Annotated in this window: 24 protein-coding genes; 16 read left to right on the forward strand and 8 right to left on the reverse strand. The window is 64.7% G+C overall.

From position 1 onward, the window contains the following. Positions 1 to 98: 98 nt before the first annotated feature. Entirely contained in the window at positions 99 to 1,451 is a 1,353-nt protein-coding gene (gene mpl, locus B3P22_RS15460) for a UDP-N-acetylmuramate:L-alanyl-gamma-D-glutamyl-meso-diaminopimelate ligase (RefSeq protein WP_296271587.1), read from the reverse strand. A gap of 246 nt (positions 1,452 to 1,697) precedes the next feature. On the opposite strand from mpl, the gene B3P22_RS15465 reads away from it, so the two are divergent. The 12 genes from B3P22_RS15465 (at position 1,698) to B3P22_RS15520 (ending at position 13,725) form a co-directional block, all read left to right on the forward strand. Further along, positions 1,698 to 2,153: a GNAT family N-acetyltransferase gene (locus B3P22_RS15465; protein WP_296271588.1), complete on the forward strand. Its 456-nt coding sequence runs from the start codon at positions 1,698 to 1,700 to the stop codon at positions 2,151 to 2,153. Between the two features lie 88 nt (positions 2,154 to 2,241). After that, a complete protein-coding gene (locus tag B3P22_RS15470; protein WP_296271589.1) occupies positions 2,242 to 3,069 on the forward strand; it encodes a zinc-dependent peptidase in 828 nt (275 codons plus the stop codon). A gap of 77 nt (positions 3,070 to 3,146) precedes the next feature. After that, positions 3,147 to 3,674 carry an inorganic diphosphatase gene (gene ppa, locus B3P22_RS15475; RefSeq protein ID WP_197855527.1) on the forward strand — a complete coding sequence of 176 codons (528 nt, stop codon included), beginning with the start codon at positions 3,147 to 3,149 and terminating at the stop codon, positions 3,672 to 3,674. A 150-nt stretch (positions 3,675 to 3,824) separates the two neighbouring features. Further along, entirely contained in the window at positions 3,825 to 5,450 is a 1,626-nt protein-coding gene (locus B3P22_RS15480) for a methyl-accepting chemotaxis protein (protein ID WP_296271590.1), read from the forward strand. Positions 5,451 to 5,452: 2 nt separating this feature from the next. Then, positions 5,453 to 5,947 carry a chemotaxis protein CheW gene (locus B3P22_RS15485; protein WP_296271591.1) on the forward strand — a complete coding sequence of 165 codons (495 nt, stop codon included), beginning with the start codon at positions 5,453 to 5,455 and terminating at the stop codon, positions 5,945 to 5,947. A 4-nt stretch (positions 5,948 to 5,951) separates the two neighbouring features. Next, complete coding sequence (locus B3P22_RS15490; protein WP_296271592.1) at positions 5,952 to 7,199, forward strand: CheR family methyltransferase; 1,248 nt, start codon at positions 5,952 to 5,954, stop codon at positions 7,197 to 7,199. Continuing rightward, the gene (locus B3P22_RS15495; protein WP_296271593.1) at positions 7,192 to 7,875 is read left to right on the forward strand and encodes a chemotaxis protein CheW; all 684 of its coding nucleotides are present in this window, start codon (positions 7,192 to 7,194) and stop codon (positions 7,873 to 7,875) included. The genes B3P22_RS15490 and B3P22_RS15495 overlap by 8 nt, the downstream gene beginning before the upstream one ends. Continuing rightward, positions 7,872 to 10,136 (forward strand): hybrid sensor histidine kinase/response regulator, encoded by a 2,265-nt coding sequence (locus B3P22_RS15500; protein WP_296271594.1) that lies wholly within the window; start codon positions 7,872 to 7,874, stop codon positions 10,134 to 10,136. The genes B3P22_RS15495 and B3P22_RS15500 overlap by 4 nt, the downstream gene beginning before the upstream one ends. Further along, positions 10,133 to 11,137: a chemotaxis response regulator protein-glutamate methylesterase gene (locus B3P22_RS15505; protein WP_296271595.1), complete on the forward strand. Its 1,005-nt coding sequence runs from the start codon at positions 10,133 to 10,135 to the stop codon at positions 11,135 to 11,137. The genes B3P22_RS15500 and B3P22_RS15505 overlap by 4 nt, the downstream gene beginning before the upstream one ends. Before the next feature lie 60 nt (positions 11,138 to 11,197). Beyond that, a complete protein-coding gene (locus tag B3P22_RS15510; RefSeq protein ID WP_296271596.1) occupies positions 11,198 to 12,220 on the forward strand; it encodes a response regulator in 1,023 nt (340 codons plus the stop codon). Between the two features lie 208 nt (positions 12,221 to 12,428). Beyond that, positions 12,429 to 12,869, forward strand: a complete 441-nt coding sequence (aroQ, locus tag B3P22_RS15515; protein WP_296271597.1) for a type II 3-dehydroquinate dehydratase — start codon at positions 12,429 to 12,431, stop codon at positions 12,867 to 12,869. A gap of 4 nt (positions 12,870 to 12,873) precedes the next feature. After that, positions 12,874 to 13,725: a shikimate dehydrogenase gene (locus B3P22_RS15520; protein WP_296271598.1), complete on the forward strand. Its 852-nt coding sequence runs from the start codon at positions 12,874 to 12,876 to the stop codon at positions 13,723 to 13,725. A gap of 60 nt (positions 13,726 to 13,785) precedes the next feature. Here B3P22_RS15520 and B3P22_RS15525 read toward each other — a convergent pair whose 3' ends face one another. From B3P22_RS15525 to B3P22_RS15550, 6 genes are all read right to left on the reverse strand, one after another. Continuing rightward, positions 13,786 to 14,457: a TetR/AcrR family transcriptional regulator gene (locus B3P22_RS15525; protein ID WP_296271599.1), complete on the reverse strand. Its 672-nt coding sequence runs from the start codon at positions 14,455 to 14,457 to the stop codon at positions 13,786 to 13,788. A 98-nt stretch (positions 14,458 to 14,555) separates the two neighbouring features. Continuing rightward, positions 14,556 to 16,463, reverse strand: a complete 1,908-nt coding sequence (gene quiC, locus B3P22_RS15530) for a 3-dehydroshikimate dehydratase QuiC (protein ID WP_296271600.1) — start codon at positions 16,461 to 16,463, stop codon at positions 14,556 to 14,558. 190 nt (positions 16,464 to 16,653) lie between these two features. After that, positions 16,654 to 17,538: a DMT family transporter gene (locus B3P22_RS15535; protein WP_296271601.1), complete on the reverse strand. Its 885-nt coding sequence runs from the start codon at positions 17,536 to 17,538 to the stop codon at positions 16,654 to 16,656. A gap of 104 nt (positions 17,539 to 17,642) precedes the next feature. Beyond that, positions 17,643 to 18,461, reverse strand: coding sequence for a sugar phosphate isomerase/epimerase family protein (locus tag B3P22_RS15540; protein ID WP_296271602.1), 819 nt, complete (start codon positions 18,459 to 18,461; stop codon positions 17,643 to 17,645). 13 nt (positions 18,462 to 18,474) lie between these two features. After that, on the reverse strand, positions 18,475 to 19,524 hold the full coding sequence (locus B3P22_RS15545) for a Gfo/Idh/MocA family protein (RefSeq protein ID WP_296271603.1): 1,050 nt from the start codon (positions 19,522 to 19,524) through the stop codon (positions 18,475 to 18,477). A gap of 325 nt (positions 19,525 to 19,849) precedes the next feature. Further along, on the reverse strand, positions 19,850 to 20,626 hold the full coding sequence (locus tag B3P22_RS15550) for an IclR family transcriptional regulator (protein ID WP_296271604.1): 777 nt from the start codon (positions 20,624 to 20,626) through the stop codon (positions 19,850 to 19,852). 297 nt (positions 20,627 to 20,923) lie between these two features. Here B3P22_RS15550 and B3P22_RS15555 point away from each other — a divergent pair, with 297 nt between their 5' ends. The 4 genes from B3P22_RS15555 (at position 20,924) to B3P22_RS15570 (ending at position 24,230) form a co-directional block, all read left to right on the forward strand. Next, positions 20,924 to 21,127 carry a hypothetical protein gene (locus tag B3P22_RS15555; protein ID WP_296271605.1) on the forward strand — a complete coding sequence of 68 codons (204 nt, stop codon included), beginning with the start codon at positions 20,924 to 20,926 and terminating at the stop codon, positions 21,125 to 21,127. Positions 21,128 to 21,162: 35 nt separating this feature from the next. Continuing rightward, entirely contained in the window at positions 21,163 to 21,633 is a 471-nt protein-coding gene (locus B3P22_RS15560) for a tripartite tricarboxylate transporter TctB family protein (protein ID WP_296271606.1), read from the forward strand. A 13-nt stretch (positions 21,634 to 21,646) separates the two neighbouring features. Next, positions 21,647 to 23,161, forward strand: a complete 1,515-nt coding sequence (locus B3P22_RS15565) for a tripartite tricarboxylate transporter permease (RefSeq protein ID WP_275547562.1) — start codon at positions 21,647 to 21,649, stop codon at positions 23,159 to 23,161. A 67-nt stretch (positions 23,162 to 23,228) separates the two neighbouring features. Next, on the forward strand, positions 23,229 to 24,230 hold the full coding sequence (locus tag B3P22_RS15570; RefSeq protein ID WP_197855539.1) for a tripartite tricarboxylate transporter substrate binding protein: 1,002 nt from the start codon (positions 23,229 to 23,231) through the stop codon (positions 24,228 to 24,230). 93 nt (positions 24,231 to 24,323) lie between these two features. Here the strand turns inward: B3P22_RS15570 and B3P22_RS15575 are convergent, their stop codons facing one another. Further along, positions 24,324 to 25,190: a helix-turn-helix domain-containing protein gene (locus tag B3P22_RS15575; protein WP_419096439.1), complete on the reverse strand. Its 867-nt coding sequence runs from the start codon at positions 25,188 to 25,190 to the stop codon at positions 24,324 to 24,326. Between the last annotated feature and the right edge of the window lie 106 nt (positions 25,191 to 25,296).

Raw genomic sequence — 25,296 nt, forward strand, 5'->3', positions numbered from 1 at the left:
CGCTTGCTTATGCTGCGTTGCGCGACTTCGACTGCGTAGGGCGGGAGCAACCCGCCGGTTTTCATGCCTGGCGGGTTCCACCCGCCCTACGGCCAGCGTCAGGCCAGGGCCTGGGCCAGCTTGCCATGCAGGCCGCCGAAGCCACCGTTGCTCATGATCACCACCTGGGTGCCGGGGCGCGCCAGGGCCTTCACCCCATCGATGATCGACTCCAGCGAGTCGCACACACGCGTCGGGTTGCGCGCCTGCGCTACGGTGGCCGCCAGGTCCCAGCCGAGATTGGGCGGAGCGTACCAGAACACGGCATCGGCCTGTTCGGCCGACTCGGCTAGACCGTCTCGATGGGCACCGAGCTTCATCGAATTGGAGCGCGGCTCGATCACGGCAATCACCTGAGTATCGTCGCCGACGCGCTTGCGCAGGCCATCGAGCGTGGTGGCGATGGCCGTGGGGTGATGGGCGAAATCGTCGAAGAGAGTCACACCACCGACCTCGGCGACCTTCTCCATGCGCCGCTTGGCGTTGATGAACTGGCCCAGCGCCTCGATGCCCAGCGCCGGCACCACGCCGACATGGCGCGCCGCCGCGAGCACGGCCAAGGCGTTGGCAACGTTGTGCCGGCCGGTCAGGTTCCACTCCACAATACCCTCGACCTTGCCGTCGAAGCTTACCTCGAAGCGCGAGCCATCGGCGCTGAGCAGGCGCGCCTGCCATTGGCCGCCTTCGCCGGTGGTCTGCACGGGCGTCCAGCAGCCCATCTCGATCACCCGCGTCAGTGCGGTTTCGCTGGCCGGATGGATGACCAGGCCTTCGCTCGGGATGATGCGCACCAGGTGATGAAACTGCCGCTCGATCGCCGCCAGGTCCGGGAAGATGTCCGCGTGGTCGAATTCCAGGTTGTTGAGGATGGCCGTGCGCGGGCGGTAGTGGACGAACTTGCTGCGCTTGTCGAAGAAAGCGCTGTCGTACTCGTCGGCCTCGACCACGAAGAACGGCGTATCGCCCAGGCGCGCGGAAATGCCGAAGTTCTGCGGCACGCCGCCGATCAAAAACCCCGGCGCCATGCCGGCGTGCTCGAGCACCCAGGCCAGCATGCTCGAGCTGCTGGTCTTGCCGTGAGTACCGGCTACCGCCATCACCCAGCGGCCCTGCAGTACATGGTCGGCCAGCCACTGCGGGCCGGACACGTAGGGCAGCCCCTTGTTGAGTACATACTCCACCGCCAGGTTGCCGCGGCTCATGGCATTGCCGACCACCACCAGGTCAGGCGCCGGCTGCAGGTGCGCCGGATCGAAGCCCTGCATCAGTTCGATGCCCTGGGCTTCGAGCTGGGTACTCATGGGTGGGTAGACATTGGCGTCGGAGCCGGTGACGCGGTGGCCGAGTTGCTTGGCCAGCACCGCGAGCGAGCCCATGAAGGTGCCGCAGATGCCGAGAATATGGATGTGCATTGATGACCTCTTAAGGAGCCCTACTCATAGGGCTTAAAGCGATGGCCGCAGGTTAGCACAGCGCCCACCGGGCGGCTGCTGCGCCCTGTTCAGACAAAGGCGCGTAGACCAAGTTGCCCGACCACGAAATCAAACGCTTGCTTGGATTGCACTTTCAACTGGCTTTGAGGCAGCATCGACCGACCCGCTGGCACAACAGCTGCATCGCCACTTCTGCCCCATTACACAGAGAAGCCGAGGCCCACCATGCGCATCGTCCAAGCCACCCTAGAGCACCTGGACCTGTTGACCCCGCTGTTCGTCAAATACCGCGAGTTCTACAACGAGCTGTCCTACCCCGAGTCGTCGCGCAAATTCCTTGAGAAGCGCCTGCGGCGCAAGGAATCGGTGATCTACCTAGCCCTGGCCGACGATGAAGACAAGCTGCTTGGCTTCTGCCAGCTCTATCCCAGCTATTCCTCGCTGTCGCTCAAGCGCGTGTGGATTCTCAACGACATCTATGTGGCCGAGGATGCCCGCCGCCAGCTGGTCGCCGACCGCCTGCTGCATACCGCCAAGCAGATGGCCCGCGAAACCAATGCCGTGCGCATGCGCGTCGCCACCAACCGCGACAACGAGGTGGCGCAGAAGGTCTACGAGTCCATCGGCTTCATCGAGGACGAGCAATTCAAGAACTACGTGCTCCCCATCAACTCGGACTGATCGCGCTGGGCGCCCCTGTGCGCGACCGACTTGTGGCGAGAAACACGCGCCCTTATCGTGACGCAGTCTTCCCAACGAGCCTCCATGCATGTGGTCCTTCAAGGCCTGGCGCCGCCGTCGCACCCTCGAACGCAACCCTGTCGACCCCAATCACTGGGCCGAAGTACGCAGGCGTCTGCCGATCCTCGATGGCCTCGACCAGCGCGAAGAGCAACAACTGCGCGAACGCGCCGTATTGTTCCTGCATGACAAGCACCTGACGGCCCTGCCCGGCCTGCAGCTCGGCCAGGTCGAGCAACTGCTGCTGGCCGCCCAGGCGCAGTTGCCACTGCTGCACCTGGGCGATCTGGACTGGTACCAGGGCTTTCACGAGATCGTGCTCTACCCCGATGATTTCCTCAGCCCGCAGCGCCACCGCGATGCCAGCGGCATCGAGCACGAGTGGGACGACGCGCGCAGCGGCGAAGCCTGGCAACAAGGTCCGGTGATCCTGGCCTGGCCCGGCGTCGAGACCAGCGGCGGCTGGGAAGGCTACAACCTGGTGATCCACGAGTTGGCGCACAAGCTGGACATGCTCGAAGGCAGCGCCAACGGCCTGCCGCCGCTGCACCGCGACATGCGCGTACAGGACTGGGCAAGCGCCATGCAGAGCGCCTATGACGCGCTCAACGCCGAGTTGGATGCCAACCCCGAGGCGGAAACCGCCATCGACCCGTACGCCGCCGAAGACCCGGCGGAATTCTTCGCCGTGACCAGTGAATATTTCTTCAGCGCCCCGGATCTGCTGGCCACGGCCTTCCCCGAGGTCTACCGGCAACTGTCGCTGTTCTACCGCCAGGACACCCTTGCCCGATTGCAGCGGCTGCAGGCGGAACACCCCGACTACCGGACGGTCGAAACCGCGACCAATGGCTGATTCACCCGGCGTAGTAACGCCATGCGAATACGCCTATAATGCGCCCCACTTTTTTGGCCCTCCCTGGGAGTTCACCCATGAGCTACAGCAAGATCCCGGCTGGCAAAGACCTGCCGAACGACATCTACGTCGCCATCGAAATCCCGGCCAACCATGCGCCGATCAAATACGAGATCGACCATGACACCGATTGCCTGATGGTCGACCGTTTCATGGCCACCCCGATGTTCTACCCGGCCAACTACGGTTTCATCCCGCACACCCTGGCTGACGACGGTGACCCCCTCGACGTGCTGGTCGTGACCCCTTATCCGGTCGCGCCGGGTTCGGTGATCCGCGCCCGTCCGGTCGGCGTACTGCACATGAGTGACGAAGCCGGCGGCGATGCCAAGCTGGTTGCCGTTCCGCACGACAAGCTGACCGTTCTGTACAAGGACGTTCAGGAATACACCGACCTGCCCGCGCTGCTGATCGAGCAGATCAAGCATTTCTTCGAGAACTACAAGGATCTCGAGAAGGGCAAGTGGGTCAAGGTAGAAGGCTGGGGCGGCGCTGAAGACGCCCGCGGCCTGATCAACAAGGCAGTCGCGGCATACCAGAAGTAAGCCCTGACACCTCCGAAAAGCCGGCCACAAGCCGGCTTTTTTATTGCCTTTCGCCAGGCAACCGGTACACATTCGTTACACCCGGGCAAAACGGCCACGCGCCGATATGCTGTAATCGAGTAGCAAAACTGACCTGCCAGGCCAATGGATATGATGAACCTGACCGTACGCAATCGAATCATTGTCAGCTTCCTGCTGATCATCGCCATTCTGGTCCTGCTGGCGGGCGCCTCATATGCACGGCTGGTGCAGATCGAGGGGCAAGCCGACCATATGCTCAGCGATTCGGTGCCTGGCGCGTATTACATCAGCAAGGCCCAAGGCGAATGGGACAGGCACATACTGGACACACAACGTCTACTGCTCAACGCCGTGGACAATTCCGAAACGGAAGTCCAGACCAATGTCCAGTTCACCGAGATAGAGGAACGTCTCGATCAGTTGCTCGGTGGCTATACGGCCACGATCAGCGACACCGATGAACGCGCGCTGGTTGATCGATTCAACCAGCTATATCAGCAGTACCTGCGAGCGCATGAACAGCTGATCCAGCACTTGCAACAAGGTAACCCGCAGCAGGCCCGCCAATTCGCTGCCGGACGGCTTTCCCCTCTCTGGGACCAGGCGCAGGGCTCGCTGGATACTTTGATTGAGCGCAATCGCCAGCGATCCGAACAGGCCGCCAGCGTGATCCGTGACGAAGTTCGAGTACTGGAGCTGGCTCTGCTGATCGCCCTTCTGCTGGCCATTCTGGCTTCGGCCGTTTGCGGCTGGCTGCTGATGCGCGCCATCACCACACCGGTCAATCGCATCGTCACAGGCCTCAAGGCGCTTGAGAGCGGCGACCTGTCGGCGAAGCTCGACCTGCATCGCCGTGACGAATTCAACGCCATCGAGCTGGGCTTCAACAGCATGGTGGGCGAGCTCAAGAATCTGGTCGGCAACGCCCAGCGCTCGGCCGTGCAGATGACCACCTCGGTCACCGAGATCGCCGCCACTTCGCGCCAGCAGCAGGCCACGGCCACCGAGACTGCCGCCACCACCACCGAGATCGGCGCCACCTCGCGGGAAATCGCCGCCACCTCGCGCGACCTGGTGCGCACTATGGGCGAAGTCTCCGACAACGCCGAGCAGACCTCGATTCTCGCCGGCACCGGCCAACTGGGCCTGGCCCGCATGGAAGAAATCATGCATCAGGTCATGGGCGCCGCCGACGTGGTCAACGGCAAACTGTCGATCCTCAACGAGAAGGCCGGCAACATCACCCAGGTGGTCACCACCATCGTCAAGGTGGCCGATCAGACCAACCTGCTGTCGCTCAACGCTGCCATCGAGGCGGAGAAAGCCGGTGAGTACGGCAAGGGCTTCGCCGTGGTCGCGGTGGAAGTGCGCCGACTGGCCGACCAGACGGCCGTGGCCACCTACGACATCGAACAGATGGTGCGCGAGATCCAGTCCGCCGTATCGGCCGGCGTGATGGGCATGGACAAGTTCTCCGAGGAAGTGCGCCGCGGCATCGGCGAAATGGCGCAGATGGGCGACCAGCTCAGCCAGATCATCCAGCAGGTGCAGGCCCTGGCGCCGCGCATCCAGATGGTCAACGAAGGCATGCAGGCGCAATCCATCGGCGCCGAACAGATCAACCAGGCGCTGGTGCAGCTCGGCGAAGCCAGCAGCCAGACCGTCGATTCGTTGCGCCAGGCCGGCGCGGCCATCGACGAGCTCAACCAGGTGGCCAACAACCTGCGCGTTGGCGTCAGCCGTTTCAAGGTCTGAGCATGCCGGCCTCCAGCAAAGCAGCGAAGGGCGAACTGCACCTGCAGTTCCAGCTCGGTGAGGATCGCTACGCCCTTCCTGCCAGCGAGGTGGTCGAGGTATTGCCGCTGCGCCGTCTGAAACAGGTTCCCGAAGCGCCACCCTGGGTGGCCGGGCTGTTCGAGCATCGCGGCAAGATGACCCCGGTGATCGACCTCAGCCGCCGCGTGCTCGACCGCCCGGCCAGGCCACGCAGCAGTACCCGGGTGGTGCTGGTGCGCTTCGACCGGCAACTGGGCGAGCTGTCACCGGTGCTCGGACTGATTCTCGAGCAGGCCACCGACACCCTGCGCCTGCCCAGCGAAGCCTTCAAGGCCAGCGGCCTGGAGGCTGGCCAGGCGGATTACCTTGGCCCGCTGCAACGCGACGCTCAGGGCATGATCCAGCGCATCGAGGTTGCCGGCCTGCTCGACGCCGACGTGCGCGCCCTGCTGTTCCAGCCGACGGATCAGGGCTGACGGCATGATCGAACATATCGAACGCCTGCTGAAGAGCCGCATCGGTCTGGACGCCGAATCGGTCGGCCGCAGTGTGATCGAGCGCGCCGTGCGCCAGCGCATGAGCGCACTCGGCCAACAGAACCTGGAAGGTTACTGGACCACCCTCGGCGGTTCGCCACGCGAGCAGCAGGCGCTGGTGGAATCCGTGGTGGTACCGGAAACCTGGTTCTTCCGCTACCCGGAATCGTTCAATGCGCTCGCCAGCCTGGCCCAAGAGCGTCATGCCCACCTGTACGGCGCCCGGCCGCTGCGCCTGATCAGCCTGCCCTGCTCCAGCGGCGAAGAGCCCTACTCCATCGCCATGACCCTGCTCGACGCCGGCTTCACCGCCGAGCAGTTCCAGATCGATGCGCTGGATGTCAGCGACAAGGTGCTGGATCAGGCGCGTCAGGGCCTGTACGGCCGCAACTCGTTCCGTGGCGAAGCCCTGGCCTTTCGTGAACGCTTCTTTCAGGAGCAGGCCGCGGGTGGTTTTCTCCTCGACGAGCGGGTACGCAGTTGCGTCAGGCTGCGCACCGGCAACCTGCTCGACCCCGGCCTGTTCGCCGGCGAGACCGGCTACGACTTCATCTTCTGCCGCAACCTGCTGATCTACTTCGACCGGCCGACCCAGGTGCGTGTGCTGGAGCTGCTCAAGCGCCAGCTGCAGCAAGGCGGCACGCTGTTCATCGGCCCGGCCGAAGCCAGCCTGGCCAGCCAGAACGGCCTGCAGGCGCTGGGCCGGCAGCAGACCTTCGCCTTTCACCTGGTCGAGGCCAAGCCGGTTGCAAGCGCGCCAACCCGCGCGCCCGGCAGCCGTACGCGACCAGCCGCCTTGGTTGCGCCGCGCCCCACCCCGCCAAGCAGGTCACGCCCTGCGACGCGGACGCGCAATGCAGCGGCACCAGCCATGGTCGCGGTGGATATCTGGACTGAGGTTGCCAACCTGGCCAATGCCGGGCGTACCGACGAGGCGCGCCAGCGCAGCGAGCAACATCTGCAGCAAAACGGCCCCAGCGCCGCTGCCTATTACTGGCTGGGCCTGCTCAGTGATGCGGCAGGCCAGGGCGACCAGGCCTGCTCCTACTACCGCAAGGCGATCTATCTCGAACCGCAGCATCGCGAGGCGCTCACGCACCTGGCCGCGCACCTGCAGGCACAGGGTGATGAGGCCGGCGCCCAGCGCCTGTATCGGCGCGCCCAGAACCCCGAGGTAGGCGAACGTGACTGATCAGGACCTGCTGCACAGCCAGCCGGCGGTGGACGATTGCTGGAATCGCATCGGCGTATTCGGCGATAAGAGCTGCCCGCGTCTGGAGCGACACATCCACTGCCGTAACTGCGAGGTCTATGGCGCGGCGGCCATCGCCCTGCTCGACCGTTACGGCAGCGCCCTGGAGCGTGGCGATGACGATTATGGCCAGGGTGAAACCGAGGAGACACAGGGCGAACAGCGCTCACTGCTGATCTTCCGTCTCGGCGAGCAATGGCTGGCCATCGCCACACGCTGTCTGGCCGAGGTCATGCCGGTCTCGCCGATCCATGTTCTGCCGCACCGTAAGAATCGCGGCCTGCTCGGCGTCACCAATGTACGCGGCACGCTGGTCGCCTGCCTGTCGCTGGGCGACCTGCTCGACCTCGAGCCCCAGCAGGACGCCCGCCGCGGGGAGCGCCGGGTAATCCCGCGCATGCTGATTCTCGAGACCGACAGCGGCCCGCTGGTAGCCCCGGTGGACGAGGTCAGCGGCATCCAGCGCATTCCCCTGGCACGCATCAGCAGCGCCAAGCATGATGACAAACGCACCATCAGCCGCTTCACCGCGGGTGTCCTGCAATGGCGGGAACAGAGCATCACCCTGCTGGACGACGAACAGTTGCTGCAGAACATGATCGGGAGCCTCGCGTGACACCGGACCAGATGAGAGATGCGTCGCTGCTCGACCTGTTCCGACTGGAGGCCGAGGCGCAGAAGCAGGTGCTCGACACCGGCCTGCTGGTGCTCGAGCGCGATCCGGCCAATGCCGGCCAGCTCGAAGCCTGCATGCGCGCTGCCCATTCACTCAAGGGCGCGGCGCGGATCGTCGGCCTGGACAACGGCGTGCAGGTCGCACACGCCATGGAGGACCTGCTGGTCGCCGCTCAGGAAGGCCTGTTGCGCCTGCTGCCCGATCACATCGACGCGCTGCTGCAGGGCTCCGACCTGCTCCTGCGCATCGGCCAGGCGCAGCAGGATGAAGAACTGCAAGCGCGGGTGGAAAGCATCACCGCGCGCCTGCAGATGCTGCTCGGCAACGCCGTACCGGCACTGCGCGCTCAGCCCGAAAATAGCCCCGTGCTGGCGCAGGAAAACGCCGAGCGCAGGCAGCCCGAGGTGCCCGTAGCACTCAGCGCGCAGGTTGCCGAGAGCAGCAGCGACGAACGCACCAGCCGTGTCCTGCGGGTATCGGCCGAGCGCTTCGACCATCTGATCGACCTGTCCGGCAAGTCGCTGGTGGAGTTCCAGCGCACCAAACCGCTCAACGACTCGCTGCACCGCCTCAAGCGCCAGCAGGAATCGGCCCGGCGCACGCTGGAGACGTTGCGCGAGCACCTGCTCGGCAGCGACCTGGACAGCACCGCGCAAGCGCTGTTCAGCGAAAGCCGCAACCTGTTGATCGACTGCCAGCAACAGCTACAGGCGCACCAGGAGCTGTTCGACGACTTCGTCTGGTATGGCGGCCAGCGCACGCAGCAGCTGTACGACCTGGCCCTGGCCTCGCGCATGCGCCCCTTCGCCGATGTATTGGCGGGACAGACGCGGATGCTGCGCGACCTTGGCCGTTCGCTCGGCAAGCAGGTGCGTCTGGAGATCGAAGGCGAGACCACCCAGGTCGACCGCGATGTACTCGAGCGCCTGGAAGCGCCATTGACACACCTGCTGCGCAACGCCGTGGACCACGGCATCGAGCCGCCGGCGCTGCGTGCGCGTAAGGGCAAGCCGGAGGAAGGCGTGGTGCAACTGCGCGCGCGCCATCACGCCGGCATGCTGGTGCTGGAGGTCGGTGACGATGGCGCCGGTGTCGACCTCGAACGCGTCGGCCAGGCCGTGGTCAAGCGCCGCTTCGCCACCGCCGAACAAGTGCAGCAGATGACCGAGGAGGAGCTGCTAGCCTTCCTCTTCCTGCCCGGTTTCAGCATGACCCAGCAGGTCACCGAAGTCTCCGGGCGCGGCGTCGGCCTGGACGTGGTGCAGCACGAAATCCGCCGCATGCGCGGCAACGTACGGCTGTTGCAGCGCCCCGACCAGGGCTGCCTGTTCCACCTCGAACTGCCGCTGACCCTGTCGGTGGTGCGCGCCCTGGTGGTGACCATCGGCGGCGAGGCCTACGCCTTCCCGCTGGCGCAGATCGAGCGCATGCTGCGCCTGCCACGCAGCGCCATCGTCCAACTCGAGGGGCGTCAGCACTTCTGGCTGGAGGACGAACACGTCGGCCTGATTTCCGCCGCCCAGTTGCTGCAATGCAACGAGAAACAGGGTGACGATGACAGCATCCCCATCGTGCTGATCCGCGACCGTGAGCAATATCACGGCCTGGCGGTCGAGGCTTTCCTCGGCGAGTTCACCCTGGTGCTGATGCCGCTCGACGCACGCCTGGGCAAGGTGCGCGATATCGCCGCCGGGGCCCTGCTGCACGATGGCACGCCGGTGCTGATCCTCGACGTCGACGACCTGCTCAATTCGGTGGGCAAACTGCTCGGTGCCGGCCATCTGGAGCGTGTCGACCACGCCAGCCATGCACGCCAGGCCATCAGCAAGCGCGTGCTGGTGGTGGACGATTCGCTGACCGTGCGCGAGCTGGAGCGCAAGCTGCTGCTCAGCCGCGGCTATCAGGTGGCGGTGGCCGTGGATGGCATGGACGGCTGGAACGCCCTGCGTGCCGAGCCCTTCGATCTGCTGATCACCGACATCGACATGCCGCGCATGGACGGTATCGAACTGGTCACCCAGGTGCGCCAGGACCCGCGCCTGCGCTCACTGCCGGTGATGGTGGTGTCCTACAAGGACCGCGAAGAGGATCGCCGCCGCGGCCTCGAGGCCGGTGCCGACTATTATCTGGCCAAGGCCAGCTTCCACGACGAAGCGCTGCTCGATGCCGTACAAACCCTGATCGGTGAGGCCCGCGAATGAGGATCGCCATTGCCAACGACATGCCCCTGGCGGTCGAAGCCCTGCGCCGCGCGCTGGCGGCCGAACCCGAATATCAGTTGATCTGGGTCGCCAGCAATGGCGAGGAAGCGGTCAGCCGCTGCCGCGAGGACCTGCCCGAGCTGCTGCTGATGGACATGCTCATGCCCGGCATGGACGGTGTCGAGGCGACGCGGCGGATCATGAATGACACGCCCTGTGCCATCCTCATAGTCACCTCCGATGTCGAACGCAACATGTCACGGGTGTTCGACGCCATGGGCGCCGGCGCGCTGGATGTGGTCGCCGCACCGTCGCTCGGCCCGCAGCAGGTACTCGATGCCGCCGCGGTACGGCGCAAGATCCACAACATCGCCTGGATGATCGGCCACAAGACCTCGCGCTCGGTCAAACCGACGCCGCTGCGCCGCACCGATAATCGCGGCAAGCGCCTGGTGGCGATCGGCGCCTCGGCCGGCGGCCCGGCTTCACTGGTGGAGCTGCTGCGGCAGATACCGGCGGACTTTCCCGCCAGCATCGTGCTGGTTCAGCACGTCGACGAAGTCTTCGCTGCGGGCATGGCGCAATGGCTCGGCAGCGAAGCGCACATCCCCGTGCGCCTGGCGCGCGAAGGCGAGGTGCTGCAGCCGGCCAGCGTGCTGCTGGCCGGCACCAACAACCATCTGTACCTCGCCCCGGAAGGGCGCCTGGTGTACCGCCCCGAGCCAGTCGACCAGATCTATCGGCCATCCATCGATGTATTCTTCGAGAGCGTGGCCACCCATTGGCGAGGGGAAGCGATCGGCGTGCTGCTGACCGGCATGGGGCGCGACGGCGCCAGGGGCCTGAAGCTAATGCGCGAGCGCGGCTTTCACACCATCGCTCAGGATCAGGCCAGCAGCGCCGTCTACGGCATGCCCAAGGCCGCGGTGGCCCTGGACGCTGCGACAGAGGTACTGCCCCTGGACAGAATTCCGACGCGCCTGATCGAGCGCCTCGGCTAAGAACGCCAACCCGCGGCCCATGTAGCCGCGACTTACCAAAACGCAGGCGGAGAAGCACTTATGCAAGGGCCCCAAGCTAACCCCAACCATCATTACGGTCTGCCCGACTATTCGATGATGGTGCTGCTGGTCGACGATCAGGCGATGATCGGCGAAGCCGTGCGACGGGCACTGAGCGAAGAGAGCGATATCGACTTCCACTTCTGCTCCGACCCGCATCAGGCGCTGAGCGTGGCCCAGCAGATCAAGCCGACGGTAATCCTGCAGGACCTGATCATGCCCGGCGTCGACGGTCTCGATCTGCTCGCCCAGTACCGCACCGCGCCGGGGCTGCGTGACGTGCCGATCATCGTGCTGTCGACCAAGGAAGACCCCAAGGTCAAGAGCGCCGCCTTCACTGCCGGTGCCAACGATTACCTGGTCAAGCTGCCGGACTCGATCGAACTGCTGGCTCGCATCCGCTACCACTCGCGCTCCTACCTGACCATGCTGCAGCGCGACGAGGCCTACCGTGCCCTGCGCGAGAGCCAGCAGCAGTTGCTCGATACCAACCTGGTGCTGCAGCGCCTGATCAAGTCAGACGGCCTCACCGGCCTGGCCAACCGCCGCTACTTCGACGAGTACTTGGAGATCGAGTGGAGCCGCGCCCTGCGCGACCAGAGCGAGCTGTCGCTGCTGATGATCGACGTCGACTATTTCAAGGCCTACAACGACCAGCACGGCCATGTCGCCGGCGACGAAGTGCTGCGCCGCGTCGGTGAATCGCTGCGTGGCAGCTGCACGCGCGCCACCGACCTGGCAGCGCGTTACGGCGGCGAGGAATTCGCCGTGATCATGCCTGGCACCGCCGCCGGCGGCGCGCGCCTGCAGGCGGAAAAGATCCGCCGCGCAGTGGAGGCGATGGGGATTCCCCACGACCTGCCCAAACCGGGCTCGCCGATCAGCGTGAGCATCGGCATCGCCACCATCCGGCCTTCGGCCGAGCATGATCCACTGAGCCTGGTGATCAAGGCCGACGAAGGCCTGTACCTGGCCAAGCACAGTGGCCGCAATCAGGTGGTACAGGGTGGCGAGCGCAGCTGACCAGGCAACAACCGAACCAGCCGGTCGATAACCGCCCACTTTTCCTCCTTTCATCGCCCCCTGCGTAGCCCGCGTATCTACTGACGTTGTCGCCCTGCCGGGGGGCGTGACGCAGCGCTGCGCCCAGGGTGAGCGCACCCTCCCGATTGACTGAATTAACCAGTTAGTACATTTTTCACGGCGCCCCTCACAACAACAAGAGACAGCCATGACGCCCTGCATTCTCGTTCTCAACGGCCCCAACCTAAACATGCTCGGAACGCGCGAACCGGCCACCTACGGGCACGAAACCCTCGCCGATATTTCCCAGCTTTGCGCCGACACCGCTGCCGAACATGGCCTGGCAATCGAGTTTCGCCAGACCAATCATGAAGGCGAGCTGCTCGACTGGATTCATGCCGCGCGCGGACGCTGCGCCGGCATCCTGATCAACCCGGCGGCCTGGACTCACACCTCGGTGGCGATTCGCGATGCGCTGGTGGCCAGCGAGCTGCCGGTTATCGAAGTGCACCTGTCCAACGTGCACAAACGCGAGCCGTTCCGTCATCACTCCTTCGTCTCGCAGATCGCCGTGGGTGTCATCTGCGGGCTCGGCAGTCAGGGTTACCGGCTGGGCCTGCAGTACTTCGCTCAATCGCTCAAGGGTTAAGACCATGTCATCCGTTACCAGCGGCATCCTTGCCGGCCTCATCGGCAAAGGCATTCAGGCCTCGCGCACGCCCGCCATGCACGAGCGCGAAGGCGATGCGCAGGGCCTGCGCTATCTCTATCGGCTGATCGACCTCGACCAGCTGGGCCTGGATATCGATGCCCTGCCGAACCTGCTCGAGGCCGCGCAGCACATGGGCTTTACCGGCCTCAACATCACCTTCCCGGCCAAACAGGCGATCATTCCGCTGCTCGATGAGCTGTCGGACGAAGCACGGGGCATTGGTGCGGTGAACACTGTAGTACTCAAAGATGGCAAGCGCGTCGGCCACAACACCGACTGCCTGGGCTTCGCCGAAGGTTTTCGGCGTGGCCTGCCCAATGTGGCCCGCCGGCGCGTGGTGCAGATGGGCGCTGGTGGCGCTGGCGCCGCCGTGGCGCATGCCCTGCTTGCCGAAGGTGTCGAGCGCCTGTGCATTTTCGAGGTGGAGCCAGGCCGCGCTCAGGCCCTGGCGGACAATCTCAACGCACACTTTGGTGCCGAGCGCGCTTTCCCGGGTGACGACCTGGCCGGTGAAGTCGCCGCAGCCGACGGCCTGGTCAACACCACGCCGGTGGGCATGGCCAAGCTGCCGGGCACGCCACTGCCAAGCGAATTGCTTCATGCCGGATTGTGGGTCGCGGAGATCATCTACTTCCCGCTGGAGACCGAGTTGCTGCGCCACGCCCGCGCCCTCGGCTGCCGCACGCTGGATGGCGGCACCATGGCGGTGTTCCAGGCGGTCAAGGCGTTCGAACTATTCAGCGGCCGCCCGGCCGATGCCGAACGCATGCAGGCGCACTTCGCGAGCTTCTGAGCCTACGCATGCAAAAAGCCCCTGGCAGCGACAACCTGCCAGGGGCTTTTTCATATCTGCTCAGCCCTGGATATAGCGCAGCACGGCGTCGCAGATCATCGTCTTGTGGCGCAGCTTGACCTGTTCGTCAGGCAGGTCGATCTGGAATATTTCGCCGAAGGTGTGACGGTTGGACACCCGGTAGAAGCAGAACGAGCTGATCAGCAGGTGCACGTCGAGCACATCGATACCAGGTCGGAAAATCCCCTCCTCCTCGCCGCGACGCAGGGTCTTGCCGAGGGTATCGAGCACCACGTTACTCATCTGGCGGATGGCCGGCGACTGCTTGACGTACTCACCGTAGTGAATGTTCTCGATACTGACGATACGCACGAAGTCGACGTTGCGGTCGTGGTGATCGAAGGTGAACTCCACCAGTCGGCGGATCGCCAGTACCGGCGGCAGCGAGGCCAGGTCGAGGCGACTCTCGGTACCGCGGATATCGCCGTAGACTTTGACCAGCACCTCGAGGTAGAGCTGCTCCTTGCTGCCAAAGTAGTAGTAGATCATCCGCTTCGAGGTCGCGGTACGCTCGGCGATGGCGTCCACACGAGCCCCGGACAGGCCCTGCTGGACGAACTCCGTGATGGCGGCCTGGAGAATGCTCTCGCGGGTCTTCTCCGGGTTGTTCTTACGTACCTTGCGCACCACCTCGGTAGGTTGGCTGGCCAGGTTGGCAACGGCTTCGGTCATACGGCGATGTCTTTTTTATAGGTATTGGTAGTGCGGATTATGGCAGGCCGGACAGCCGCCAGGCAGCGGCAACCGAGCGGTTGCCGCATCGCCCGGTTTTACAGCCGGGGCCGCTTCAAGCCACCGCTGCGCGCCTTGGCCATGGCCGCCAGGCGTACCGCGACGTTGGCGGCGCCGTAGCCCACGTAGCCGCCCTTGCGCTGAATGATCTCGAAGAAGAAGCGTTCCTCGAACGGCTCGGTGTAGACGTGGAACAGCTCACCGCCCTGAGCATCACGATCGTACAGCACGTTGTAGTAGGCCAGCTCGCTGAGGAACTCGTCGTCGAAATCGAAGCGCGCGGCCAGGTCGTCGTAGTAGTTCAGCGGAATCTCCAGCAGCGGCACGCCGGCCTCCTTGGCCCGCGCCACCTCGGCGAAGATGTCGTCGCAGGAGAAGGCGATGTGATGCACGCCGGAGCCCTGATAGCTGGACAGCGCGTGGGCGATGGCGGTGTTGCGGTTCTCCGAGATGTTCAGCGGCAGGCGGATCGAGCTGCAGCGGCTGCGGATCGCCCGGCTTTTCACCAGGCCGTAGGGATCGGGCAGCACCACTTCGTCGTCGGCTTCGAAATCCAGCAGGCTCTTGTAGAACAGCACCCAGCTGTCGAGCGAGTCGGCCGGCAGCGCCAGGGCCATGTGATCGATGCGTTGCAGCCCGCCACTTGCCTGGGCCTTGGCATCTAGGCTGAAATCGGTGTCGTAGATGGTCTGCCCTTCTCCGCCCTGCTCTACCAGATAGATCAGGCTGCCGTCCGGTGCTCGCACGGCTGGGATTTCCCGCTCGTTGGGCCCTACCAGGCCACGATAGGGCTGGCCGCGGTAGTCGCAAGCACGCTGCAGTGCCTGCACGCCGTTCCTTACCCGCAGCGCGGTGGCGCAGAGCGAAGGGCCGTGCGACTCGAAGAAGTTGTGCGCGAAGGAATAGGGCTCGGCATTGAGCACGATGTTGATATCGCCCTGACGCAGCAGGCTGACGTCCTTGGAGCGGTGCTGGCCGGCGTGGGCGAAGCCCAGGCGCTCCAGCCAGCCGGAGAGACGCGCGCCGACGGCCTCGTCGACGGCGAACTCAAGAAACTCCACGCCGTCGTAGCGGTGCGCCGCAGGCGGGGTGAAGAGCACGCCCGACTCGATCTGATAACCCTCTTTCTCCAGACGCTTGTGGGTCTTCTCCTCCAGATAGAGCAGCGAGCGCAGGCCGTCGGCGGCGTTCTGCCGGGGCGGCGCGGCGCGGAAGCCATCGTTGAAGATCTCCAGCGACAGCGGGCCGCGATAACCGCTACGCAGGATTGGCGCGAGGAAACCCGCCAGATCGAACTCGCCCTGCCCAGGGAAGCAGCGGAAGTGACGGCTCCACTCCAGCACGTCCATCGCCAGGATCGGCGCATCGGCCATCTGCACGAAGAAGATCTTGTCGCCGGGAATATCGGCAATGGCGGCAGGGTCGCCCTTGAGCGACAGCGTATGGAAACTGTCGAGGATCACCCCGACAGCCGGATGGTCGGCCTGGCGCACCAGGTTCCATACCTGCTGGTAGGTGTTGACGTGACGCCCCCAGGCCAGCGCTTCATAACCGATACGCAGGCCACGCGCGCCGGCACGCTCGCCGAGCAGGCGCAGGTCGTCGATAAGGATTTCGTCATCGCCCAGCGAGTCGGCGGCGACGTTGCTGCACACCAGCACCAGGTCGGTGCCCAGCTCCTGCATCAGGTCGAACTTGCGCTCGGCACGGTCGATGTTGCGCTGCAGGCGGTCGCGGCGACAGCCCTCGAAATCACGAAACGGCTGGAACAGGGTGATGGCCAGGCCAAGGTCGGCGCAGCGCTTGCGAATCTCGCCGGGGCTGCCGTCGTAGTAGAGCAGGTCGTTCTCGAAGATTTCCACGCCGTCGAAGCCGGCGGCGGCAATGGCTTCGAGTTTCTCGGGCAGGGTACCGCTAAGGGAAACGGTGGCAATTGAACGCTGCATAGACGGCTCCGGGCTGAGGCGGCGCCGTAGCGGGCGGAGTGGAGGGATCGAGACGTGCTCATGAGCCCTCACTCGGCCGGTTGGTCGGCGCTCATGGATTGTTCGTAGCCTGGATTATTGGCAGGGCTGGGGAGATCAGCAATTCAAAATGAACGAACTGGTTAGTTTTCCGTTCGATAATCGAACACTGTCATTTGCGAGACTGCTGCCGGCTCTGCCAGGCCGCAGCCAGGCCACTGAGGCAGATGATAAGGATGCCGATCAACGCTGTGGTATCGGGCATGTGCTGGAACACCAGCAGACCCAGCAGGCCGGCGAAGACGATCTGCACGTAGCCGAACGGCGCCAGCAAGGCGGGCGCCGCGTGGCGGAAGGCGTGGGTCAGCATCAGGTGGGCAGCCATGCCACAACCGCCCAGCGCCAGCATCATCAGGCCGTGTGTGACGCTCGGTACATGCCAGAAGAACGGCACCAGCAGGCTCATCACCAGGGTATTGACCAGGCCGGCGAAGAAGTTGCTGGTGGTCGCACTGTCCACTTCGCTCAAACGCCGGGTGAGGATCTGGTAGACGCTGAAACACAACGCGGCGCTCAGCGGCAGCAGCACCGCCGGCGTGAACAGGTTGCCGCCCGGATGCACGATGATCAGCACGCCGATAAAGCCGATGATCACCGCCGCCCACTGCCCCGCGCTGACGCGCTCGCCAAGTAGCGGCACCGATAGCGCAGTCACCAGCAAGGGCGCGAGAAAGATCACCGAGGTCGCCTCGGCCAGCGGAATGAACATCAGGCCGGTGGTGAACAGCAGGCTCACACCCAATAGACAAAGCGCCCGCAGCACCTGCAGGCCAGGACGCTTGGTGCGCAGCACGCGTAGCCCGGATTGCGGCAGGAAGATGCCCGCCATCAGCAGGGTGTGCACCAGATAGCGCGCCCAGACGATGAGGATGATCGGGTAGAAACCCGACAGGTATTTGGACATGGCATCGTGACTGGCGAACAGGAAGGTCGCCAGCACCATCAGGCCGATCCCCTTGAGCGGATGATTGGCGCCGGACAATGCAGTGGTGCTCATGAAATACCCGAAAGCGGACGCGCCGCAAAAAGATAGCAAGACAACTAACTATACAGGCCGCAACCGAGCAGCGCCTATCTCGGCAGCGGCAACTGCTGGCGGGATTACGACTGACGGTCAAGCACCTGCCGTGTCGTCTCCAGCGCCATGCTGGCTCGCTGCAACGCACTGACGCCCTGCTCCAGCAACTGCCGGGTAGGAATCTCCAGGCTCAGCGGGATGTTCGCCGGCAGGGTTCGCAGCAGGCCCGGCAGGTCGCAATCGCCCTCGCCGGGGAAACGCCGCTCGTTGCGCGCCTGGCGCAGGATCTCGTCCATGTCATCCGGGCGCGGCCCGGCCACGTCGCACAATTGAGCGTAGCGCAGGCGCTCGGCGGGCATCGCCGCCAGGTCCTGCAGACGCGAGGCCGAACGGTCGAAGTGAAAGGCATCGACCAGTACGCAACCATTGCTGCGCCCCGCCGCGTCGACGATACGCGCCGCCTGGGGCAGGTCGCGAGCGTCGGTCCAGGGCATGAACTCCAGATGCGGATGCAGGCCGTACTGCGCGGAAAGGTCACAGAGTGCGGCGAAGTTGTCGGTCAGGCGCGCCTCGTCCGGGTCGTTGCCGGCCACCAGCAGTTCGCTGGCGCCGCATTCGGCCCCCACGGCGAGAATGGCCTCGAAATCGCTGACACCGGTGTCCGGCTTCAGGCGCAGGATCTCCACATCCAGCACCCGGATGCCGGTATCGCGCAGGCGCTGAAGGGTCTGCGCGCGCAGCGCGGCATCGGCGACCAGCGGGAAGTGATGCTCCTGCGGCGTGGCCGGCACCAGACGCAAGCCAACATGGCTGTAGCCGGCGCGCGCCGCGACTTCGACCATTTCCGGCGGTGACAGCTCGAGTACGGTCAGGGCGGCCAGGGACAGAATGCGTTCGCTCATGATGACTCTCTGCTCAGATGGTTTCGGGAATGCAGGCGCGGCCCGTTTCCGCCGCCTGGCGAATGGCCTCGACCAGCGCCAGGGTACGACCGGCATCGGCAGCGCTGACCAGCGGCTGCGCCTGGCCGCGGGCGACTTCGATGAAATGCAGGAGCTGGCGGCGCAAGGCTTCGTCGACGTCGAAGCGCTCCTGCACCTGCTGCAGCGGCTGATGCCAGCCGGCGCCGGCCTCGGCGTAGTGCCAGCATTTGAGCTGCGGAATGCTCAGGGCCCCGCGCGTGCCGGCGAGCAGGTAGCAGGGCTGGTCGGCCTGGCGCGGGTAGACCGGGTTCTCGCCCGATGTCAGCTCCCAGCTCCAGGGTGCGGCGGCGGCATCAGAACCGGTCAGGCTGCCCAGCGCACCGCCTTCGAACTGCAGCAGCACCGCCGCGCTGTCCTCGTTGGCGAAGCCGCGCACGCCGTTGCTGGTGATGGCCTGCACCTGGCGCACCTCGCCGCACAGGTGACGCAGCAGATCGAGATCGTGGATCAGATTGGTCAGCAGCATCCCGGCACCGGCCTCGCGGCGCCATGGAATGTCGTAATAGCTGTCGGGCTTCTGTACCTGCCACAGCGCGGTCACTGTGGTCAGATGGCCCAGCGTGCCTTGCTCGATCAACTGGCGGGCGCGGGCGATCAGCGGATTGTGCCGGCGATGATGGCCGACCAGCACCGGCACGCCGCTGCGCTCGCTGGCAGCGACCAGCTCGCGCACCTCGTCCAGATGCACGCCGACCGGCTTTTCCAGCAGCACCGGGACACCGGCCGCGATGCAGTCGAGTGCGGTGCCGACATGCAGGGCGTTGGGGTTGGCAACGATTACGGCCTCGGGCCGAACCTGCTCCAGCATCTGCCGGTGGTCGGCGAAATACGCCACGCCGCACTCGTTGGCAAACGCCTCGGCCTGCGGGCCAGGGTCGGCGATGGCGCACAATTGCGCTTCGGCCAGGTTCTGCAGGTGCTGATAGTGCTGACGACCCATGATGCCGGCACCGATCAGGGCAATACGTAGGGGAACGGTCACGCGGTGATCCTCTTGTTGTCGTGCTCGCGTGGGTGCGCCGGATGCAGTAGGCGCTTTTTAATATTTAGAACTTAGTTCCAAAAATTACGCAAGACGAAAATGCGAGGCGTGCGACAGCACCCAGGAGCCGGTGTAGTGAGTTCATTGCGCGAGGCCCCGCCGCAGCGTCAAATCGTGATTAACAACACGTGGGAGGGGCTTTAGCCGCGAGCCTTTGTCGCGGCTAAAGCCCTCCCACGTTTTTTGTGCTGATCAGTGCGTGGCTCAGGATTTTCGCGGCTGAAGCCGCTCCTACGATGGGGTCGGCGTGTCGCTTGCTAACTGCTCAGGCAAACAACTCGGAGGCGGGGCTGGCGGCGGACAGCTCGGCGGCAGCGGCCAGCAGTTCGGGCGCCAGCTGCTCGATGCGCATCAACGGCAAACGGGCGCTGGGCCCGGCAATGCTCAGCACACCGATTACCCGCCCTTCGACAGGGTGGCGGACCACGGCGGCCAGGGCTGCGGTGCCCAGCGACGAGCTTTCCATGACCCAGGCGTATCCTTGCTGACGCGCCAAATCCAGACGCTGCAACAGCTCCTGCTCGCTGCGCGGCGCGTTGGGACCGAGTTCGGCAGGATCGGCGATACCCTGCCGGGCGACCAGCCCCAGGGCCTCGGCATCGCTCATGCTGGCCAGCCAGGCATGCCCCGAGGCGGTGTAGAACAGCGGCGCGTCACGGCCCATGTCGGGGTCGTAGCGCAGGCCGGAGCGTGCGCCCTGGCTCTTGGCGATCCAGGTCTGGCGCTCGCCCTCGATCACGCCCAGACGCACCAGCTCGCCGCTGCTCTGCGCCAGACCGTCGAGGATCGGCTGCAGCACATCGGCGCCGCTGCCCGCCAGGTAGCGAAAGCCCAGCGCCACCAGCTTGGTCGTCAGCCGATAGCGACTGGTCAGCGCATCCTGGCGCACATAGCCCAGGCGGCTCAGCTCGGCGAGCATGCGATGCGTAGCACTCTTGGGAATGCCCAACTCATCGGCCAGCGCCTGCATCGGCACGCCACGGGCGTCGCGAGTGAGACTTTCGAGAAGGCTGAGCGCACGTTCGATCTGACTGCCGGCCATGGGAGGATCCTGGAAAATTTGCGCCGATTCTAAGAGACAAGCGCCCGCCGATGCGAGCCAGACGGGCGCGTACCTCTGGATGCTGAGCCGCTGACGCGCGATACTGCCAGCGCAACGCATAATGTACTAACCGGTTCGTTCTTGTTCGGTTATCGAACAAAACCCCGTTTGGCGAATTGAAATGGCCGGTATGGTCGGCCCACTATTCCAACCACGCCTGAAAACGAAGTGATCTTCTGCCTGTGCATCACGCTTCGAAAGTTTCAGCAGCCAATAAATATAAGAAGGTCAATTGTCATGTCACAGCCTTTGCACCTGCGTGCCCCGACCGCCCGGATCGCTCCTCGCCCGGCGCCCAGCTCGTCGCTCGACGACTGGTCATCGCTGTCCACTCTGGCCATGCCCATCCTCATTCCCGCCTGTCATGACATGCCCAGGGTTTCCTGGCTGCGCCCGATCAGCACGCTGATTGCCAAGCTGCCGCCTGCGCGCAAAGCCTGACTCGGCCCTTACCTCCCCACTGTCGGAGCGATTGCATGAACAAGACAGAAAAGATGCTGGTAGGCGAGCGCACATTCTGTGTCCTGCTGCTGGTTTTCAGCCTGGCGATCTTCTACCTGGCCTATCAGATTTCCGGTTTTTCCTCGGTCAATTCGCCAGGGGCATTTCCTCTCGGCGTCGCGCTGGTGATGATCCTCTCCGCGCTCAAGATCGCCGGCGAGCTGATCGGCAAGGCCAAGCCCGATTGCAGTGGCTGGCTGGATGCGTTCCGGCAGTTTCGCGTCACCCATTTCCCCCGCCGCACGCTGGTCTTCGGTCTGCTGGCAGTGGTGTACCTGGCGGCGATCCAGTGGGTCAGTTTCTACGTCAGCACCTTCCTTTTCCTGGTGCTTTCGATCGTTTACCTGCGCAGTGGCCGCGTCCTCAATGCAATTCTGATCGCGGCGATGTTGCTGGTGCTGATCTACCTGCTGTTCAGCCTGGCCTTCAGCGTTTACCTGCCATAACGAGGCACCCGAGATGAGCGATACCCTTTCCTACCTGCTGATGGCCTGGAGTGACCCGCAGCTGCTGATGCTGACTGCTCTGGGCACCTTCGCCGGCATCTACATCGGCGCCATCCCGGGCCTGTCGGTGACCATGGCAGTCTCCATCCTGGTGTCCTTCACCTTCGCCTGGGACGTCAACGACGCGCTGGCGCTGATCGTCGGCATCTTCATCGGCGGCGTCTACGGTGGCTCGCGCAGCGCCATCCTGCTGAACATCCCCGGCGCACCTTCCTCGGTGGCGACGGCCTTCGACGGCTACCCGCTGGCGCAACAGGGCGAAGCCGGGCGCGCGATCGGCCTGAGCACCGTGATGTCGGTGGTCGGCGGTATCGTCGGCACCCTGATGCTGGCCAGCGCCGCACCGCTGATCGGCGACCTGGCCCTGCGCTTCGCCCCACGCGACTACTTCCTGGTCGCCGCCATCGGCCTGTTGCTGGTCGGCAGCCTGGCCGAAGGCTCGCTGGCCAAGGGCATCTTCGCCGCCGCCCTCGGCGCGGTCATTGGCCTGGTGGGCATGGACCCGGTCACTGCCGAAGGCCGCTTCACCCTGGGCCAGGTCGAGCTGATGGGAGGCATCCATTACGTGGTGCTGATGATCGGCCTGTTCGGCGTCGCCGAGGCCTTCTATCAACTGCACAACCTCGACAACCCGGTGATCCGCCAGAAGGTGGACAAGATCCTGCCCTCCTTCGCCATGGTGCTGAAGTTCCTGCCGCTGTCGATCCGCACTTCGGTCATTGGCGTCATCGTCGGCGTGCTGCCGGGTGTAGGCGGCGACATCGCCGCGCTGATGGCCTACGACCATGCCAAGCGCACCGTGAAGAACCCGACCAAGCCGTTCGGCAAGGGCGCCTACGAGGGCCTGGTGGCGCCGGAAACCGCCAACAGCGCAGCGGTCGGTGGCGCCTACGTGCCGATGCTGACCCTGGGCATGCCCGGGGACGCGGTCACCGCGGTGATCATCGGTGCCCTGGTGGTGCACGGCCTGAATCCCGGCCCGATGCTGATGGTGGAAAACCCGCACATCTTCTACTTCACCGTCGGCAACCTGCTGCTGGCCAATGTGTTCCTGATGATCTTCGGCCTGATGGGCATCAAGCTCTTCGCCAAGTTCGTGGAGATGCCCAAGGCCGTGCTGATTCCGCTGATCCTGGTGCTGTGCGTGGTCGGTACCTACTCGATCAACAGCAGCATGACCGAGGTGTACTGGATGCTCGGCTTCGGAATACTCGGCTACCTGTTGAAGATCTTCGGTTTCCAGATGGGCCCGATCATCCTCGGCGCCATCCTCGGCCCGCTGATGGACACCTCGTACCGCCAGGCCATGTCCTCGGCCGGCGACAATCCGGTGGAGCTGCTGCAGGGCCTGATCAGCAGTCCGCTGTCGCTGATCCTCACCGCCGCGGTGGTGCTGATCCTGCTGGGCAACACCCCGCTATTGAAGAAGATCAAGAGCAAGTTCAGCCCGGCTTCGGCCCGCGGCTGATACCGGTTTCACCAGGCGTGCCCCGGCCTACAGGGGCTCACAACAACAACCGATGGAGAGTCTCCACATGTTCAAATCGCTACTGACTGGCGCCGCTCTCGGACTCAGCGCCCTCACCATGGCTCTGCCAGCCCACGCCGAATACCCCGAGCGCAGCATCCAGGCGGTCATTCCCTGGGGCGCGGGCGGCGCCACCGACAACGTCATGCGCAGCCTGACCCCGTACGTGGAGAAGGAGCTGGGCGGCAAGTTCATCCTCAACAACCGCCCGGGCGGCACCGCAGTGATCGGCAGCACCTTCGTCAAGACCCAGCGCCCCGACGGCTACACCGTCCTGCTTGGTGCGGAAAACCCGCAGCTGTACAAGGTGCTGAAACTGGCCGACTTCGACTATGCCGACTTCTACCCGGTCAGCATCATCGGCCAGAACGTCGTGGTGATCGCCGCCAACGCCGATGCGCCGTTCAACAACATGGCCGAGCTGCTGGCTGCCGCCAAGGCCAACCCGGACACCCTGCGCATGGGTTCCACCGGCGCCGGCGGCCTGCCGAGCACCGTCAGCGCGATGATCAACGCGGTGGACGAACTGAAAGTGCGTGAAGTGACCTTCGGCGGCGACGGCCCCGGCATCACCGCACTGATGGGCAAGCACATCGACTTCATGCCACTGAGCCTGGCCGCCGCGCGCGAGCTGGTACGCAGCGGCAAGCTCAAGGCCCTGGCCGTGTTCGCCACCGAGGAAACCCCGGAGCTGCCGGGCGTGGAGCCGATCACCAAGTCGCTGCCGGCGATTGCCGAGTACCTGCCCTGGGGTCCGTTCTGGGGCGCCTTCGTACGCAAGGACACCCCGGATGACGTCAAGCAGAAGCTGGTCGATGCCTATGCCAAGGCCGTGGCCAACCCTGAGTTCCAGGGCTTTCTGAAGAACTTCGGCGCGCAGAGCCTGAACCTCAACGGCGCCGAAGCCGAGGAGTTCCTCAAGCGCTGGCAGTCGGTCACCACCTGGTCGATGTACAAGGCCAAGGCCATCGAGGTCGCCCCGGACTCGGTCGGCATTCCCAAGCCGTGATCCGTGCCTGAGCCGAAAGGCTCGTGGCAAAAGCCGCTGCCACGGTAATCGTGGCAGCGGCTTTTTGCATTTTGCTCCACGCCTGGCCCGTGCTCAGCGCTGAATGCGGAATACCTTGGGCGACACGCCCACCTCGCGCTTGAAGAACCGCGAGAAATAGGCCGGCTCGGAAAACCCCAGGCTGTCCGACACCTGATTTACCGTCATCACCGTGTAGACCAGACAGCGCTTGGCCTCCAGCACCAGCCGCTGGTTGATCATACGCAGCGCCGACTGCCCGGCCAGACGCCGACACAAGGCATTGAGATGCGCCGCGCTGATGCCGATCGCCTCGGCATAGCGCTCGATGGTCCAGTGCTCGCGAAAGTGCATTTCCAGCAACCGTGCGAACGCCGCGATGTGCTCGCGCCCGCGATCCTGGGTCGATTCGCGAGCGCTCGACACGGCCAGCCAGCGACGATTGACCGACACCAGCAAGACGCTGATCAGCGACTGCAGCATCAGGTCGCGCCCCGGCGCCTGGCGGCCGTACTCCTGAGAGATCGACTCGAACAGCGCATCCAGGTGACGCACCTCATCGCCCAGCGCATAGCAGATCGGCATTCGCGTCACCTGACTGTCCAGGGTGCCGCTGAGCTGCTCCACCAGCGGCAGCGCCATGCTCAGCACATAGCCGCGGATGTCCTGGGAGAAGCGAAAGCCGTGCACGCTCATCGCCGGAATCAGCTGCAGCGACGGTCGCTCCACGCAGTGCACATGGCCCTCCACCTCGAGCTCGGCGCGGCCAGCCTGTACGTACAGCAGCTGCACCAGATCGCCATGCCGGTGCGGGCGGATTTCCCAGCCATGCAAGCGGCTGCGCTCGGGGATCGACTCGCAATGGATGAGATCCGGCGTCGGCCAGGCAGCGGTCTCGCCATAGAGTTTAAAGACCGGTACCGCCACCTCGGGGGATTTCAGCACGCCGCCCTCCAAAACCATGAAAAGTCCAAGAAACGATACCGATAGTGCCTTCAAAGCCCTGCCCTATCCACAAAAAATACAGGCACGGCGCTCAGGCTCCGTC

Origin of the sequence: Pseudomonas sp. UBA6323 (assembly GCF_002439135.1) — a bacterium.
Classification (GTDB): Bacteria; Pseudomonadota; Gammaproteobacteria; order Pseudomonadales; family Pseudomonadaceae; genus Aquipseudomonas.